Origin of the sequence: Polynucleobacter sp. MG-27-Goln-C1 (assembly GCF_018881905.1) — a bacterium.
Lineage (GTDB): Bacteria > Pseudomonadota > Gammaproteobacteria > Burkholderiales > Burkholderiaceae > Polynucleobacter.
This window is the reverse complement of record NZ_JACVPM010000002.1, coordinates 614,615-628,633: the sequence shown is the minus strand read 5'-3', so window position 1 is coordinate 628,633 and position 14,019 is coordinate 614,615. Positions and strand designations below refer to the sequence as shown.

At 46.7% G+C, this 14,019-nt stretch carries 17 protein-coding genes; 12 read left to right on the top strand and 5 right to left on the bottom strand.

Features of this window, described 5'->3' with window-relative positions; all coding sequences use genetic code 11:
- Positions 1-20 precede the first annotated feature (20 nt).
- Positions 21-1,175 (bottom strand): murein transglycosylase A, encoded by a 1,155-nt coding sequence (locus ICN14_RS07330; RefSeq protein ID WP_216225788.1) that lies wholly within the window; start codon positions 1,173-1,175, stop codon positions 21-23.
- Positions 1,176-1,299: 124 nt separating this feature from the next.
- Positions 1,300-1,674: a Co2+/Mg2+ efflux protein ApaG gene (apaG, locus tag ICN14_RS07325; RefSeq protein WP_215334225.1), complete on the bottom strand. Its 375-nt coding sequence runs from the start codon at positions 1,672-1,674 to the stop codon at positions 1,300-1,302.
- A 49-nt stretch (positions 1,675-1,723) separates the two neighbouring features.
- Between apaG and rpe the strand changes: the two genes are divergently transcribed.
- The 5 genes from rpe to trpC are packed head-to-tail and all read left to right on the top strand — an operon-like array spanning position 1,724 to position 6,366.
- A complete protein-coding gene (gene rpe / locus ICN14_RS07320) occupies positions 1,724-2,449 on the top strand; it encodes a ribulose-phosphate 3-epimerase (protein WP_216178816.1) in 726 nt (241 codons plus the stop codon).
- On the top strand, positions 2,449-3,954 hold the full coding sequence (gene trpE / locus ICN14_RS07315) for an anthranilate synthase component I (RefSeq protein ID WP_216225787.1): 1,506 nt from the start codon (positions 2,449-2,451) through the stop codon (positions 3,952-3,954). The genes rpe and trpE overlap by 1 nt, the downstream gene beginning before the upstream one ends.
- The gene (locus ICN14_RS07310) at positions 3,938-4,504 is read left to right on the top strand and encodes an aminodeoxychorismate/anthranilate synthase component II (protein ID WP_216225786.1); all 567 of its coding nucleotides are present in this window, start codon (positions 3,938-3,940) and stop codon (positions 4,502-4,504) included. The genes trpE and ICN14_RS07310 overlap by 17 nt, the downstream gene beginning before the upstream one ends.
- Before the next feature lie 24 nt (positions 4,505-4,528).
- On the top strand, positions 4,529-5,551 hold the full coding sequence (gene trpD, locus ICN14_RS07305; RefSeq protein WP_216225785.1) for an anthranilate phosphoribosyltransferase: 1,023 nt from the start codon (positions 4,529-4,531) through the stop codon (positions 5,549-5,551).
- A gap of 11 nt (positions 5,552-5,562) precedes the next feature.
- Positions 5,563-6,366, top strand: coding sequence for an indole-3-glycerol phosphate synthase TrpC (gene trpC, locus ICN14_RS07300; protein WP_216225784.1), 804 nt, complete (start codon positions 5,563-5,565; stop codon positions 6,364-6,366).
- Here the strand turns inward: trpC and ICN14_RS10370 are convergent.
- Positions 6,363-6,722, bottom strand: a complete 360-nt coding sequence (locus tag ICN14_RS10370; RefSeq protein ID WP_255535999.1) for a hypothetical protein — start codon at positions 6,720-6,722, stop codon at positions 6,363-6,365. The genes trpC and ICN14_RS10370 overlap by 4 nt on opposite strands.
- A 308-nt stretch (positions 6,723-7,030) precedes the next feature.
- Between ICN14_RS10370 and ICN14_RS07290 the strand changes: the two genes are divergently transcribed.
- Entirely contained in the window at positions 7,031-7,381 is a 351-nt protein-coding gene (locus ICN14_RS07290) for a hypothetical protein (protein ID WP_216225783.1), read from the top strand.
- Positions 7,382-7,446: 65 nt separating this feature from the next.
- Here the strand turns inward: ICN14_RS07290 and ychF are convergent, their stop codons facing one another.
- The gene (gene ychF, locus ICN14_RS07285) at positions 7,447-8,541 is read right to left on the bottom strand and encodes a redox-regulated ATPase YchF (protein WP_216225782.1); all 1,095 of its coding nucleotides are present in this window, start codon (positions 8,539-8,541) and stop codon (positions 7,447-7,449) included.
- 39 nt (positions 8,542-8,580) lie between these two features.
- On the opposite strand from ychF, the gene ICN14_RS07280 reads away from it, so the two are divergent.
- The 6 genes from ICN14_RS07280 to ICN14_RS07255 all read left to right on the top strand — a co-directional run bounded on the left by ICN14_RS07280 (position 8,581) and on the right by ICN14_RS07255 (position 13,735).
- A complete protein-coding gene (locus ICN14_RS07280) occupies positions 8,581-9,855 on the top strand; it encodes an FAD-dependent monooxygenase (RefSeq protein ID WP_216225781.1) in 1,275 nt (424 codons plus the stop codon).
- Positions 9,848-10,564: a DsbC family protein gene (locus ICN14_RS07275; protein ID WP_255535998.1), complete on the top strand. Its 717-nt coding sequence runs from the start codon at positions 9,848-9,850 to the stop codon at positions 10,562-10,564. The genes ICN14_RS07280 and ICN14_RS07275 overlap by 8 nt, the downstream gene beginning before the upstream one ends.
- A gap of 12 nt (positions 10,565-10,576) precedes the next feature.
- Entirely contained in the window at positions 10,577-12,361 is a 1,785-nt protein-coding gene (locus tag ICN14_RS07270; RefSeq protein WP_216225780.1) for a M61 family metallopeptidase, read from the top strand.
- Complete coding sequence (locus ICN14_RS07265; RefSeq protein WP_216225779.1) at positions 12,361-13,131, top strand: uracil-DNA glycosylase; 771 nt, start codon at positions 12,361-12,363, stop codon at positions 13,129-13,131. Before ICN14_RS07270 ends, ICN14_RS07265 begins: the two co-directional genes overlap by 1 nt.
- Before the next feature lie 65 nt (positions 13,132-13,196).
- Positions 13,197-13,412 (top strand): antitoxin MazE family protein, encoded by a 216-nt coding sequence (locus ICN14_RS07260; RefSeq protein WP_216225778.1) that lies wholly within the window; start codon positions 13,197-13,199, stop codon positions 13,410-13,412.
- Complete coding sequence (locus ICN14_RS07255) at positions 13,409-13,735, top strand: type II toxin-antitoxin system PemK/MazF family toxin (protein ID WP_216225777.1); 327 nt, start codon at positions 13,409-13,411, stop codon at positions 13,733-13,735. The genes ICN14_RS07260 and ICN14_RS07255 overlap by 4 nt, the downstream gene beginning before the upstream one ends.
- Here ICN14_RS07255 and ICN14_RS07250 read toward each other — a convergent pair.
- Positions 13,732-13,998: a hypothetical protein gene (locus tag ICN14_RS07250; protein ID WP_216225776.1), complete on the bottom strand. Its 267-nt coding sequence runs from the start codon at positions 13,996-13,998 to the stop codon at positions 13,732-13,734. The two genes, ICN14_RS07255 and ICN14_RS07250, sit on opposite strands and share 4 nt — an antisense overlap.
- Between the last annotated feature and the right edge of the window lie 21 nt (positions 13,999-14,019).

Sequence of the window (14,019 nt, the reverse complement as noted above, 5' to 3'; positions counted from 1 at the left end):
CTCTTTCAAAAATGATTGGTTCAGCGCGGCAACAATAACCACATCTTGCCATCTTGCTTCATACGTCCCGCTAATTCGCCTGCAGAATCCCCTGATCCCCAATAGTAATCTGCTCGCACCCCGCCCACAATGGCTTTACCCGTATCCTGGGCCATCACCAGCCTCTGCAATGCCTGACTACTTAAGGGCTTAGTTGTACTCAGAAATACTGGGGCACCTAAAGGCATAGCTTTCAAATCAATGGCGATACTGCGCTCGGCAGTCAAAGGCACTCCCAAAGCGCCGTTAGGGCCAAGATCTGCGCTGACATTCCCAGGAAGCTCTTTGAAGAACACAAAGCGAGGATTGGCATTCAACATCTCCTCTACACGTCCTGGATTGCGCTTAGCCCAAGCAGAGATGCCTTGCATCGTTGCCTCGCTCCGAGTGATTTCTTTCCGGTCCAGCAACCACTGCGCAAATGACTTAAACGGCTGATCATTGGTGCCGGCATAGCCAAGTCGCAATACGCGCCCATCTTCCAAACGAATTTTTCCAGAACCTTGAATTTGCATAAAAGCAGCAGCTACAGGATCTTGCACCCAAGCAATCTCGGAACCACGCAGCACCCCAGAACTCATTAACTCTGCGCGTGTCGGTGCAGGGTTTGGCTTAGCGGTCTTCCACGCAGTTGGCAAGCCATATAAAGGAACAGAATAAGTAGCGGTACGGGTCTGGGAACCATTCATGACCGGCTCGTAATACCCCGTGATGAGACCGGATTCATTGCCTGTAGCGCTGTTACGCACCTCATATGCCTGAAAATTCCCCTCAAAATATTGGCGAATTGCACGTCCATCACGGCCTGAAACGCTACCAGCTTGAGCACATGCCTGGCGCCAATTAATTTCACTATTGCGTTTGCGCAGGGCATCACAACTTTTGAGCCAAGCTGGCCAAGCCTGCGTTAAATCATCCTCTTGCCAACCCGGCAAGTCTTGCCATGAAACTGATCTAAAGCTGGCAATCGAGGAGGTATAGGAAGATGGGGCGCCACCGCTAGACCGGTAACCAGATCCACGAGTAGAAGGCGTAGAGCAAGAGGCTAATAGGCTGGCAATACTGATTACGAATACACTGCAGAGAAGAATTCGCGAGGAATTCTTGCGACTTATTAATTTGGATATAAAAATCATGATTGCCAATTTACTAGATGAATACCCAATGATCTTGTTTGCATTAGAGGGTGGCTTGGCTTTAGCCCTTCTGCTCTTTATTGTCCTTTGGACCGGTAAGGGTAAAAAATAGCGCCTTGAGGTCCTAGTGCAGGGTTCTTGGCATTACCAAGGCAAATTCCGGGATTGGGGCCTGGAAAAACTGAGCCTCTTCAGTCACGCAGAAGTACTCACCACGCATAGTTCCCGCTGGCGTCGGCAAAGTAGCCCAGCTGGTGTACTCAAACTGCTCACCCGCCCGTAGAAGCGGTTGTTGCCCTACAACCCCCAAGCCACGGACTTCCTGGACATCATTGTCCCCATCAGTAATGAACCAATGGCGGGCAATAAGCTGAATACTAGCCGTACCCGTATTTCTAATGGTGACGGTATAGGCAAACGCAAATTGGCGGTTATCGGGGTCAGACTGGTCGGACAAATACTGGGTTTTGACCGTAATGCTGATTTCATGAGGATTCATGCTCGAATTCTGCTCCATCCTAAGCCCAACTGCAAGCTAGAATCTAGGGATGGATAGCCAGAAATCACCCTCAAATAGCCAGTTTGTCATCGCCCCCTCCATTTTGTCGGCTGACTTTGCCTGCCTAGGCAAAGAAGTTCAAGATGTTCTATTGGCAGGCGCCGACTGGATTCACTTTGATGTGATGGACAACCATTACGTTCCGAACCTGACTATTGGGCCTTTAGTTTGCGAGGCGATACGCCCGCATGCAACAAAAGATGGCAAGCCAGCGATGATTGATGTGCATTTAATGGTTGAGCCGGTAGACCGCCTCATTCCAGATTTTGCAAAAGCTGGTGCCAACCTCATTAGCTTTCATCCAGAGGCAAGTCCTCATGTGAATCGCACAATTAATTTGATTCGCGATCAAGGTTGTCAGGCTGGCTTAGTTTTAAATCCAGCCACTCCACTTGATCACCTCGATCACACGCTTGAATTACTTGATCTAGTTTTGTTGATGTCAGTGAACCCAGGCTTTGGTGGTCAATCATTTATTCCAAGCACTCTCAATAAAATTGCACAGGTACGTGCACGCTTAGATCGTCACCAACAAGAAACTGGTCGCCATATTCGACTTGAAGTTGATGGTGGAATTAAAGTCGACAATATTGCAGAAGTAGCTAAAGCTGGTGCAGATACATTTGTTGCAGGCTCCGCAATCTTTGGCAAAGAAAATTATGCCGATGTGATTAAAGCGATGCGCGCAGAACTAGCGACGTCAGGAAAAGCGTAATGCAGCACGAAGAATTTCTTGCCCTAGCAAAACAGGGTTTCAATCGCATTCCCTTAGTAAAAGAAGTATTGGCTGACCTAGAAACGCCTCTGTCGCTGTACGTCAAACTCACACAAGCTTTTGGACAAAAAAATACGTATTTACTTGAGTCTGTTCTAGGTGGTGAGCGCTTTGGTCGTTTCTCTTTTATTGGCCTGCCTGCTAAAACTGTTTTAAGAACGGTTGGCACTCCAGATGCGCCACTGACTGAAGTGCTCTTCAATGACAAAGTGATTGAAACCAATCATGACAACCCATTGGATTTTGTAGATGCCTATTTCAAACGATTCAAAGTAGCTGTGCAACCTGGTCTCCCGCGCTTCTGTGGCGGGCTTGCTGGCTACTTTGGTTATGACACGGTTCGCTACATCGAATCGCGTTTGGCTAAACATCATCTGCCAGATGAGTTAGGTGTGCCTGATATTCAATTGATGCTCACCGAAGAGTTAGCAGTGGTTGATAACGTTGCAGGTCGCATTTACTTAATCGTCTATGCAGACCCCAGTGTTGGCGATAGTTTTGAAAAGGGTCAAACTCGATTAAAAGAATTACTTGCTTGCCTCAGCAAACCAGTAAGCATGCCAGCGTCATTACCAAGCACCAAAACAGAATTGGTACGCAAGTTCAAAGCGGCTGATTTTGAAAATGCCGTTCTCAAAACCAAAGAATATATTTTGGCTGGCGATTGCATGCAAGTGGTGATCGGTCAACGCATCAGCAAGCCATTCACAGATTCGCCTCTCGCCCTCTACCGTGCATTACGCTCTTTGAATCCATCTCCATATATGTACTTCTATGACTTTGGTGACCTGCAAGTAGTAGGCTCATCTCCTGAGATCCTGGTGCGCCAAGAGCAACGTGAGAACCAAAAGATTGTGACGATTCGTCCACTAGCTGGCACACGCCCTCGTGGTGCCACACCTGAAGAAGATGAACGCCTTGCCACCGAATTGCTTGCCGATCCAAAAGAAATTGCTGAGCACGTCATGTTGATTGACTTAGCGCGCAACGATGTGGGTCGTATCGCAAAGACGGGCACCGTCAAGGTAACCGATTCGATGTCAATCGAAAAGTATTCTCACGTACAGCACATTGTGAGCTCTGTTGAAGGGGAATTACTAGACAATATGAGCAATATGGATGTTCTACGCGCAACCTTTCCAGCTGGCACATTATCCGGTGCGCCAAAAATTCGGGCGATGGAAATTATTGATGAGATGGAAATTGTGAAACGCGGTGTCTACGGTGGCGCAGTAGGCTACCTTTCTTTCTCTGGAGATATGGATGTGGCGATCGCCATTCGCACTGGTGTGATTCGCGATGGTGTATTGCACTCCCAAGCCGGTGCTGGCGTAGTTGCAGACTCCGACCCTACCACCGAGTGGAAAGAAACCGAAGCCAAAGCCCGAGCAGTATTAATGGCGGCTGATTTAGTACAAGGAGGACTCGATGCTCCTCATGATTGATAACTACGATTCATTTACCTACAACCTCGTTCAGTATTTTGCGGAGCTTGGTGAAGAGGTCAAAGTTTTCCGTAATGATGAAATTTCCGTTGACGAGATTGCCAAAATCAATCCTGCGCGCATTTGTATTTCACCAGGGCCTTGCAGTCCAGCTGAAGCAGGTATTTCTGTAGCCACGATTCAGCGCTATGCCGGACAGATTCCGATTCTCGGTGTCTGCCTAGGACACCAGGCAATTGGTGAGGCATTCGGCGGCAAGATTATTCGCGCCCAGAAAGTGATGCACGGCAAGACGGATGATATCCACCATACTGGTGTTGGCGTTTTCAAAGACTTGCCAAACCCATTCAAGGTAACGCGTTATCACTCTCTCGCGATTGAGAAGAGTTCATTACCGGCAGCTCTTGAAGTCACGGCTACTTCTTCCGATGGTGAAATTATGGGTGTACGCCATAAAGAACTGGCGGTAGAGGGCGTGCAATTTCATCCGGAATCCATTCTTTCTGAACATGGTCATGCGCTGCTGAAGAATTTCTTGCAAGCCAAATAATTCAAAATCATTCACTCGATCCCTATGCCTATTACGCCTCAGGAAGCACTGCAACGTTGCATTGAACATCGTGAACTTTTTCATGATGAGATGACAGCAATGATGCGTCTAATCATGAGTGGTGAGATGCCGCCAACTTTAGTAGCCGGTCTACTAGTTGCACTGCGCACCAAAAAAGAGACTGTTGGTGAGATTGCTGCAGCCGCTCAAGTAATGCGTGAGTTTGCGACGCCAGTACATGTAGAAGATAGAAAAAATTTAGTGGATGTAGTGGGTACTGGTGGCGATGGCGCCCATACCTTCAATATCTCTACCGCTGCGATGTTTGTTGCGGCAGCAGCTGGCGCAAAAATTGCTAAGCATGGCAATCGCAGTGTCAGCAGCAAATCCGGAAGCGCAGACATTCTGGAGTCGCTAGGCGTGAAGCTGTCTCTCTCACCAGAGCAAGTCGCAAAATGCATTTCAGAAGTGGGGGCAGGCTTTATGTTTGCACCCAACCATCACCCTGCAATGAAGAATGTCGTCCCAATTCGCAAAGATTTGGGTGTGCGCACGATTTTCAATATTCTAGGACCCCTTACGAACCCAGCAGATGCCAAGCGCATCCTCATGGGCGTGTTTCATGCAGACTTAGTCGGAATTCAGGCGCGCGTACTGCAGGCCATGGGCATGGATCACGCACTTGTTGTGTATGGCCGCGATGGTTTAGATGAGATCTCTCTTGAAGGCTCCACCCTAGTAGGCGAATTAAAAGATGGTCAGGTCCGTGAATATGAAATTCATCCAAAAGACTTTGGTTTAAGCGCAGCCCCAACTAATAGCTTCAAGGTAGCTGACGCCGAAGAATCTAAAGCCATTGTTTTAGATGTACTCAATAAAAAATCTGGCCCAGCAAGTGACATTGTTTGCCTCAACGCTGGTGCAGTGCTGTATGTAGCTGATGTAGCCCCAAGCATTGCTAGCGGCATTCAGATGGCGCAAGCAGCCATCGCTTCTGGCGCTGCCCGTCAAAAGCTAGACCAATTTGTAGCCGCAACCCAAAACTAATTAAGATCTTCATGAGCGATATCCTCGACAAAATTGTTGCCACCAAAAAAATTGAGGTTGCCGCTGATTCAAAAAAAATCTCTTTAGCCAATCAACGCGATCAGGCTGAAGAAAATAATCGTAATGCACCGTTAAAGCCTCGGGGCTTTATTCAATCTATCGAAAATAAGATAGCGGCAGGTAAAGCTGGCGTGATTACCGAGATTAAGAAGGCGAGCCCTAGTAAAGGCATCTTGCGAGAAAACTTTCAGCCGGCTGAGATTGCTCAATCTTATGAAAAAAATGGCGCCGCCTGTTTATCCGTTCTCACGGACAAAGATTATTTCCAGGGGGCGAATGCTTACCTGCAAGCTGCAAGGGCTGCTTGCAGTATTCCAGTCCTACGCAAAGACTTTACGATTGATCCCTATCAAATCTATGAGGCAAGAGCGATTGGTGCTGATGCTATCTTATTAATTGTGGCTTGCTTAGAGCTCAATCAAATGAAAGAGTTAGAAGCCTGCGCGCATGAGCTGGGCTTAGATGTTCTGGTTGAGGTTCATAACGCTCCCGAGCTAGAGCAAGCCCTTGAATTAAAAACCCCACTGCTCGGAATTAATAATCGCAATCTCAAAACATTTGAAGTTACCCTTCAAACAACCCTGTCTTTACTATCAATGGTGCCAAAAGGAAAAACTTTGGTTACTGAATCGGGCATCATGAGTCGCGCGGATGTACAGTTGATGCGTGATCATCAAATCAATGCATTTTTAGTGGGCGAAGCCTTTATGCGTGCGAGCGATCCGGGCGTAGCTTTAGGCGAACTGTTTAACTAGGCAAGCTTGGAGGGCTTCAGTAAATCAAGTCCTACCTTAATCAGCCCCACGAGCACTACTGTGCCAAGCACATCACCAATTAGCATCACTAAGAAGTGATTAAAGCTTCCAGTCTCATCAAGCCCTCGTACAGCAAACCACCATTGATGTAAGCCAGCACTTAGAGCTGCGTAGATAAAAGTACAAATTGCTAGTTTAGGCAAACTCAAGTTACTCAGATTCGGTGATATTTTTAGATTGCTCAATACAAAGATCGTGGCTAAATAAGGGGCAAAGCCTGATATCAGCCCCACACCAACACAAGTTGTGAGTTCATGTGGGAATGGTCCCAAATAACTAATTAAAAAGGATGCCATGGCTATTCCCAAAGCTCCTGGCAATCCAAATATTAGGGTAAGAAATAGGCGTAGACCAGCTGGCAGATAAATCCAGCTCACTCCCAGACCAAATGTCAGGTGACTTGTCAGCCAATCATTGAGATAAAACAGGGTTGTGTAAAGGAAAATGCTAACCAAAAAGCCTGCGGTCGATTCCGAGAATATTCTTTTCATGACTGTTAGCATGGTTATTTATGAATTAATAGCTCATACTACCGCCCTTGAATTAGGGAATATACTAAGATTAACCCTGAGGCTAATAAGCTCCTAAACATCGATATAAAGATATGTCCACCATTAAATCCTCTTGCTACATTCGTTTTTTAAACCTGATTGATGTTCTAGACCGCATCAATCCTGGGAAAAAGCTCGACTCTATTGAAGAAAGTCTTCTAGATAAGATTGTTTTGAGCTTTCATGCCAAAAAGTCCATTTTGGTAGGCGATCTGATTTCGCTTTCTGAGCTTGGATCCCAGGCAACCCTTCATGGGCGACTCAAGAATCTCAGTGCCATGGGATATATCAAGATGGCAGCTAATGAAGATGGGCGCAAAAAAGAAGTGGTCCCCAGCAAGATCGCTATCAAGCGCTATGAAGAAATTTCCAAGTGCTTAGAGAAGGCTGTCAAAGCAAGTTGATTTAATCTCAATGCAATAAAAAAGCCCTTAGTAAGTAAGGGCTTTTTTATTTAGCGGGACTGGTTTTATACGTTAAACAGGAAGTTCAAGACGTCGCCGTCCTTAACCACATACTCTTTACCTTCAGCCCGCATCTTTCCAGCCTCTTTTGCACCAGACTCACCCTTGAATTGAACGAAATCTTCAAATGCAATAGTTTGAGCACGAATAAAGCCACGCTCAAAGTCGGTATGAATCACCCCGGCAGCCTGCGGAGCGGTATCGCCTTGATGAATCGTCCAGGCGCGAACCTCTTTAACGCCGGCCGTAAAGTAAGTCTGCAAGCCCAATAACTTATAGCCCGCACGAATCACGCGGTCTAATCCAGACTCTTCCATGCCGAGATCTGCCAAGAACTCAATCTTGTCAGCATCATCTAAATCAGCGATTTCTGCCTCGATTGCTGCGCAAACCGCAACAACTGGTGCACCCTCTTTAGCTGCGTGCTGAATCACTGCCTCTAGATGCGGATTGTTGGCAAAGCCATCTTCTTTGACGTTGGCAATATACATCGCCGGTTTTGCTGTAATCAAGCAGAGTGGCTTCAAGAGCAGATTTTCTTCCTCAGTCAGTTTCAAGCTACGAACTGGCTGAGCTTGATCCAAATGAGCTTGCACCTTAGTTAGCACAGCTACGAGAGCAGCTGCCTCTTTGTCGTTTCCAGACTTTGCAGCCTTACTGGAACGCTGCAGAGTTTTTTCTACAGTGGTTAAGTCGGATAAGGCCAGCTCGGTATCAATCACCGCGATATCGGAGATCGGATCGATCTTACCCGCTACGTGGATTACGTTAGCATCCTCAAAACAGCGCACCACATGGGTGATAGCGTCAGTTTCGCGAATATTCGCTAAAAATTGATTCCCGAGACCTTCGCCTTTAGAGGCTCCAGCCACCAAACCCGCAATATCGACAAACTCGACAGCTGCAGGCAGGATGCGCTCAGGCTTTACGATCTCAGCCAAAGCGGCAAGACGGGGGTCAGGAACCTCGACTACACCCACATTAGGCTCGATCGTGCAGAAGGGATAGTTTTCTGCCGCGATTCCAGCTTTGGTAAGCGCATTGAAGAGGGTAGATTTGCCGACGTTAGGCAGGCCGACGATGCCACATTTTAAAGACATAGCAGTATTGTAAAGGGCTAGTTTCGATATCATCGAGATATGTCAGAAGTTCGCCAAACTATCCTCGCTAATTTGCCTAAAAATACCTCCCAAATGCGTACAGTCGATGTCGTTGTAGTTGGTGCGGGCATAGCAGGTAAGGCTTGCGCCTTAGGCCTAGCTCAGCTTGGACTAAACACCATTCAGATTGCCCCTGACTTAGGGCAAGCTGTTCCCGCCCCTCAGGGAGATCAATGGGGGCAACGCATATACGCCTTTTCTCCCGGCACCCAAAAACTATTAGCCCATCTTCAGATTTGGGATGCCGTTGATCACAGCCGCATGCAGCCCGTTCGAGATATGCGGATTTTTGGCGACCGTGGAGAAAAACATGACCAGCTGCATTTATCTGCTTTTGAAGCAGGAACTCCCCAGTTGGCCTGGATTGGTGAATCGAATGTAATCGAACACACGCTAGACCAAGCATCACGTTTCCAAAATAAATTAGAGCGCATCAATGACGCGGTAGAAAACATCCAAATAGATTTAGATGGAGTAACACTGCAGCTGAAAAATGGATCCACCTTGCGTTCTCAACTCGTGATTGCTGCTGATGGAGCTAATTCACCGATACGTGCTGAGCTAGGGATTTCTACAAAAGAAGAAAGCTATTCACAAAGTGCTGTGGTAGCGAATTGGATTTGCAGTAACGCACATTTAGAAACCGCCTACCAATGGTTTTTGCCAGGCGGCGATATCGTAGCAATGTTGCCATTACCGAACAAACAAGCCTCGATGGTGTGGTCAACTTCGCCAGAAAATGCAGTTGAACTTTTAAAGCTAGATCAAACAGCTTGGACTGAAAATTTTTCTTCAATTGCTAATGGGGAAATAGTTAAGCAACTTGGATCACTCACACTGAATTCGACGCCGGCCGCCTTTCCTCTCAGAAGAATTCGCGCGAGTCGTTTTATCGGACCAGATGACAATCCTAAGGTTGTGCTGATTGGGGATGCTGCCCATGTCATGCATCCCTTGGCTGGGCAAGGCTTGAACTTAGGACTAAGAGATGTAGCAACACTATTAAACATTTTAAGTAAGAGAGAGTCTTTCCGCATGCCGAACGACAAAGTATTGCTGCGCCGTTACGAACGTCAACGTCAAGGCGATACTGGTGCTCTGCTCTGGGTAACTGACAAACTCAAGAAGTTATTCTCAGCCAGCAGCGGTACAGAGAAACAATTGCGCAATTGGGGCTTAGGCCTCGTCAATCGTAGTCACTTTATTAAACGGCGCCTCATTGAGCGCGCCCTTGGAGATGCTGATTTTGAATAAATTAATTTCTACTATCGCCTTAGCCTTCTCTCTCAGTTTTTTAGCGGTATCGGTGAATGCCCAATCAGAGCAGCAAGTTAGATCTGAGCTACAAAAGAAAATTGGCGCTAACACCAAAATTAAAAGTGTTTCCTCATCACCTATCCCTGGCATATACGAGGTGTTGGTCGGGAATGATGTGTTTTATACCGATGCGAATAGTAAATATTTAATTCAGGGTGAAATCATTGAGATCGCCACAGGAAAAAATATTACCGAACAAAAACAGGCAGATCTGAATCGCATTAAATGGTCCGAACTGAATCCATCAAATGCTTTAAAAGCAGTACGCGGCAATGGCAGTCGACAGCTGGCTATTTTCTCTGACCCCAACTGCGGTTACTGCAAGCGCCTTGAGAAATCACTCCAACAGCTAGATAACGTCACTATCTACACCTACCTTATTCCGATTCTGTCGCCTGACTCCGCGCAGAAGTCCAAACAAATTTGGTGCTCTGCTGATCCACAAAAAGCCTATATTGATTGGATGATCAATGGCATTGCGCCGAGCGGCAAAAGTGACTGCACTACCCCCTTAGACAAGAATATGGCCTTCGCCAAGACCTATGGCATTACTGGCACCCCTACTATTTTCTTTACTGATGGCAGCCGCTTCCCAGGTGCAGTTCAAATCACCGACATTGAAAAGAAATTTAGCAGTCTGAAGTAATAGGTCAAGCTTATGAACGAATTAAATACCTCCGATCTACCCGCAATCCAATACACCATTTGGGCGGCAGATCTGCATGGCCATCGCTTTCATGTGAAGTTGCGCATTGAGAATCCACTCCCTAATGGACAGATTCTGCAAATGCCTGCATGGATTCCAGGAAGTTATTTAATAAGGGACTTCAGCAAGCAAATTGAAACGATTGAAGCGTTTGCAGTCAGCAACCCCAGCGAATCTTTATTACTAGAGCGCATCGACAACGATCAGTGGCGCCTTCCAATAGTCGCTGGCCCAGTAGAGATTCTGACAACGGTATATGCATTTGATTCTTCGGTACGCGCCGCCTATCTTGATACTGAACGTGCGTTTGTTAATCCAAGCAGTTTATGTTTGGCAGTCAAAGGTCAAGAGGCACTTCCATGCGCCTTGGTGTTGATCCCACCTAGAGATGCTTGTGCGAATTCTTGGAATGTTCAGACAGGCTTGCAAGCAGCCAAAGTGGATAGTCAAGGCTACGGCTTTTATTTAGCAAAAAACTATGATGACCTCCTTGACCATCCGATTGCTATGGGCGAGTTTCAGATTGCCCATTGGAAATCCAATGGCGTGTCACACAGCATGGCGATTCAAGGCTGTATTCATGAGATTGATCTCGAGCGTTTAGCAACAGATCTGCAAGCTATCTGCACCTGCACAATTAACCTCTTTGAACCAAAGACCAAGAAAGCACCTTTCCAAAATTATTTATTTTTGGTCAACGCCGTTCTCTCTGGCTATGGCGGACTTGAGCATCGTAATAGCACTGCCCTGCTATGCCGTCGGGATCAGATTCCTCAAGTGAATACCCCCTTGGATGAGGCATCCTATCGTGAGTTTTTAGGTCTCTGTAGTCATGAGTATTTTCATGCTTGGCTAGTCAAACGGATTCAGCCTAAAGCATTTCAACCCTACCAACTCGATCGCCGAAACCACACCGGCTTGCTTTGGTTATTTGAAGGCTTTACGAGTTACTACGATGATCTGCAATTATTACGCAGTAAACGTATCGATCTCAAAACCTATCTCAAGCTGGTTGCTAATAATTGGAATGGAATTTTGCGTGGGCCAGGTAGATTCAAGCAAAGCCTGGCTGATAGCTCTTTTGATGCCTGGACTAAGTATTACCAAGCCGATGAAAATACTCCGAATGCGGTAGTGAGTTATTACGGAAAAGGGGCCTTGCTTGCCTTAGGTTTAGATCTCAAGATTCGCGCATTCACAGGTAATCGTCAGTCCTTAGATGATTTGATGCGCCTAATTTGGCAAACACATGGGGTTACGCTAGATGGTATTGCCGAGGATGGTTTAGATAACCTAATCCTCGCACTACTGGGTTCTGGATTTACAAAGACCTGGAATGAATTTAAGTCTCGCTATATTTTTGGCGTTGAGGATATTCCAATTCAGAAGTGGCTTAATCCAAAAACGATTTCGGTTAAACAGAAAACCCACCCCAAGCTTGAACAGATTAAGTTGCAATTAGGTCTGCGCCATAGTGAGAGCAATGGCTGGCTCAAGGTAACGCATGTGCTCGATGGCGGGGCTGCGCAATTAGCAGGTCTGTCAGCTGGAGATCTTCTTGCTAGCATTAATGGCGAACGAATTACTGCTGCTCGTTGGGATAAGGTTCTGTCTAGTCTGATCTTGGGACAAGTCATCCAAATTTGCTTTTACCGAGATGATCTAGAGCATGAGTGCATGACCGTCCTTGAGGATGATCAAATTCCAAAGCAGTACACGCTCACCCCAGCCGAGTAATGCATTCGTTTTCTGCTGCTGATATTCCCGAGGACTGGCGCACCCTGCTTGGTGATTATTTTGAATCCCCCGAATGGCAAACGCTGCAGACCAATCTCAGGACTGAACTGAATAAAGATGCAGAGAAGATTTGCCCTAAACCCCAGAACTTTTTTAAAGCGCTGACCCTAACTCCACTTGCCAAGGTCAAAGTCGTCATACTGGGTCAGGATCCCTACCATTCCCCAGGACTTGCACAGGGCTTAGCTTTTTCGATTCCCGGCGATATCCCAACTAATTCGCGGCAATTTCCTAGCTCCCTGCGCAATATCAGCAAAGCGCTGGTGCTAGAGGGTTTTGGCGCCCTTCCTAAGGGCGATCTTCATACTTGGGCTGAACAAGGCGTATTACTGCTTAATACCGCTCTCAGTGTCAAATTGGGTGAGGCTGGCAGTCATGCCAACCTGGGTTGGAAATCTCTGATCGATACACTGATTAGCAATTTGGCTCTCCAAAAGCCCCATTTAGTCTGGATGCTGTGGGGTGGTCATGCTCAATCTAAGCTACCCCTCATTGAGGCAGCCCCGGATCAATTGATTCTGCAATCCTCCCACCCCTCTGGGCTTGGGGTCTACAAAACGGATCGGCCGTTTCTGGACCCAGGCGGGATGGCAAGTTGCGGGCATTTCACTAAGGCCAATGAATGGCTCATAAAGCAGGGTCTAGAACCAATTACCTGGGTAGGTAGAAATAATTTAATGGGATTGGACTTATTTTCTACAGGGGATTAATCTTAAGTTACATGTAACAGATAAATGAGTTAATATGTTACATGTAACGAAAAAAGATCTTGAAAATGTCCTCGAATACCGCGCTTAGAGTCCAAAAACACAGACTTGCCTTAAGGGATGCTGGATTGCGACCTATTCAAATATGGGTTCCAAATACGCAAGCCCCAGGCTTTTTTGAAGAGTGTCGTCGCCAATCAGCATTAGCAGCCGCATCAGATCGAGCAGACAAAGAATTAATATCCTTCCTTGATGACGCATTAGCTGACTTGGATGAAGCATGAGGCGTGGCAATATCGTAACGGTTGCAATGCAGGGTGACTTTGGAAAGCCGAGACCAGCCTTAATCCTTCAGTCAGACGTATTTAGCGACATTCATGCAACGGTAACCGTTGCCCTGATTTCAAGTGAAATTGTGCAAGCTCCAATATTCCGACTTGATATAGAGCCCAGCGAAACCAATGGACTATCTCGAGCATCCCAAGTTCAAATCGATAAGATCATGTCAATTCGCAGTGAAAAAATTGGATCCGTGATTGGTGAACTCAATGACGTCATGATGGTGAGGGTCAATAGGGCTCTGGCACTTTGGCTAGGCTTGGCCTAAATTGGCTTTCTAGAAAATATTGCATAGAGGCAGCCTACAAGGCAAGAGGCCACTATAGCGCTTAGCCACTCCAGCATCTGTCCAGACTGAAACAAACCTGCAAATTGCCCTATAAAAGAGCTAGCTAGGGTGGTCACGAAGCCAATCAAGGCTGCTATGAGGAATTTCTTGGGCCTGGGCTTAGCGTTTCTCTCTCTTGGATAAAAAGCTAAGGCGAATACGCCAGTTAAACCACCAATCACCAGAAAAGCTAAAAACCCCATTGCCACCCCCATTGTTCCTGA

Bases quoted from the DNA above. Each gene is read 5' to 3' on its own strand.
- ychF (WP_216225782.1), bottom strand. From the start codon at position 8,541: ATGTCTTTAAAATGTGGCATCGTCGGCCTGCCTAACGTCGGCAAATCT.
- ICN14_RS07280 (WP_216225781.1), top strand. From the start codon at position 8,581: ATGTCAGAAGTTCGCCAAACTATCCTCGCTAATTTGCCTAAAAATACC.
- ICN14_RS07255 (WP_216225777.1), top strand. From the start codon at position 13,409: ATGAGGCGTGGCAATATCGTAACGGTTGCAATGCAGGGTGACTTTGGA.
- ICN14_RS07270 (WP_216225780.1), top strand. From the start codon at position 10,577: ATGAACGAATTAAATACCTCCGATCTACCCGCAATCCAATACACCATT.
- ICN14_RS10370 (WP_255535999.1), bottom strand. From the start codon at position 6,722: ATGGCATCCTTTTTAATTAGTTATTTGGGACCATTCCCACATGAACTC.
- ICN14_RS07310 (WP_216225786.1), top strand. From the start codon at position 3,938: ATGCTCCTCATGATTGATAACTACGATTCATTTACCTACAACCTCGTT.
- ICN14_RS07250 (WP_216225776.1), bottom strand. From the start codon at position 13,998: ATGGGGTTTTTAGCTTTTCTGGTGATTGGTGGTTTAACTGGCGTATTC.
- ICN14_RS07330 (WP_216225788.1), bottom strand. From the start codon at position 1,175: ATGATTTTTATATCCAAATTAATAAGTCGCAAGAATTCCTCGCGAATT.
- trpD (WP_216225785.1), top strand. From the start codon at position 4,529: ATGCCTATTACGCCTCAGGAAGCACTGCAACGTTGCATTGAACATCGT.
- ICN14_RS07260 (WP_216225778.1), top strand. From the start codon at position 13,197: ATGTCCTCGAATACCGCGCTTAGAGTCCAAAAACACAGACTTGCCTTA.
- ICN14_RS07290 (WP_216225783.1), top strand. From the start codon at position 7,031: ATGTCCACCATTAAATCCTCTTGCTACATTCGTTTTTTAAACCTGATT.
- apaG (WP_215334225.1), bottom strand. From the start codon at position 1,674: ATGAATCCTCATGAAATCAGCATTACGGTCAAAACCCAGTATTTGTCC.
- trpE (WP_216225787.1), top strand. From the start codon at position 2,449: ATGCAGCACGAAGAATTTCTTGCCCTAGCAAAACAGGGTTTCAATCGC.
- trpC (WP_216225784.1), top strand. From the start codon at position 5,563: ATGAGCGATATCCTCGACAAAATTGTTGCCACCAAAAAAATTGAGGTT.
- rpe (WP_216178816.1), top strand. From the start codon at position 1,724: ATGGATAGCCAGAAATCACCCTCAAATAGCCAGTTTGTCATCGCCCCC.
- ICN14_RS07265 (WP_216225779.1), top strand. From the start codon at position 12,361: ATGCATTCGTTTTCTGCTGCTGATATTCCCGAGGACTGGCGCACCCTG.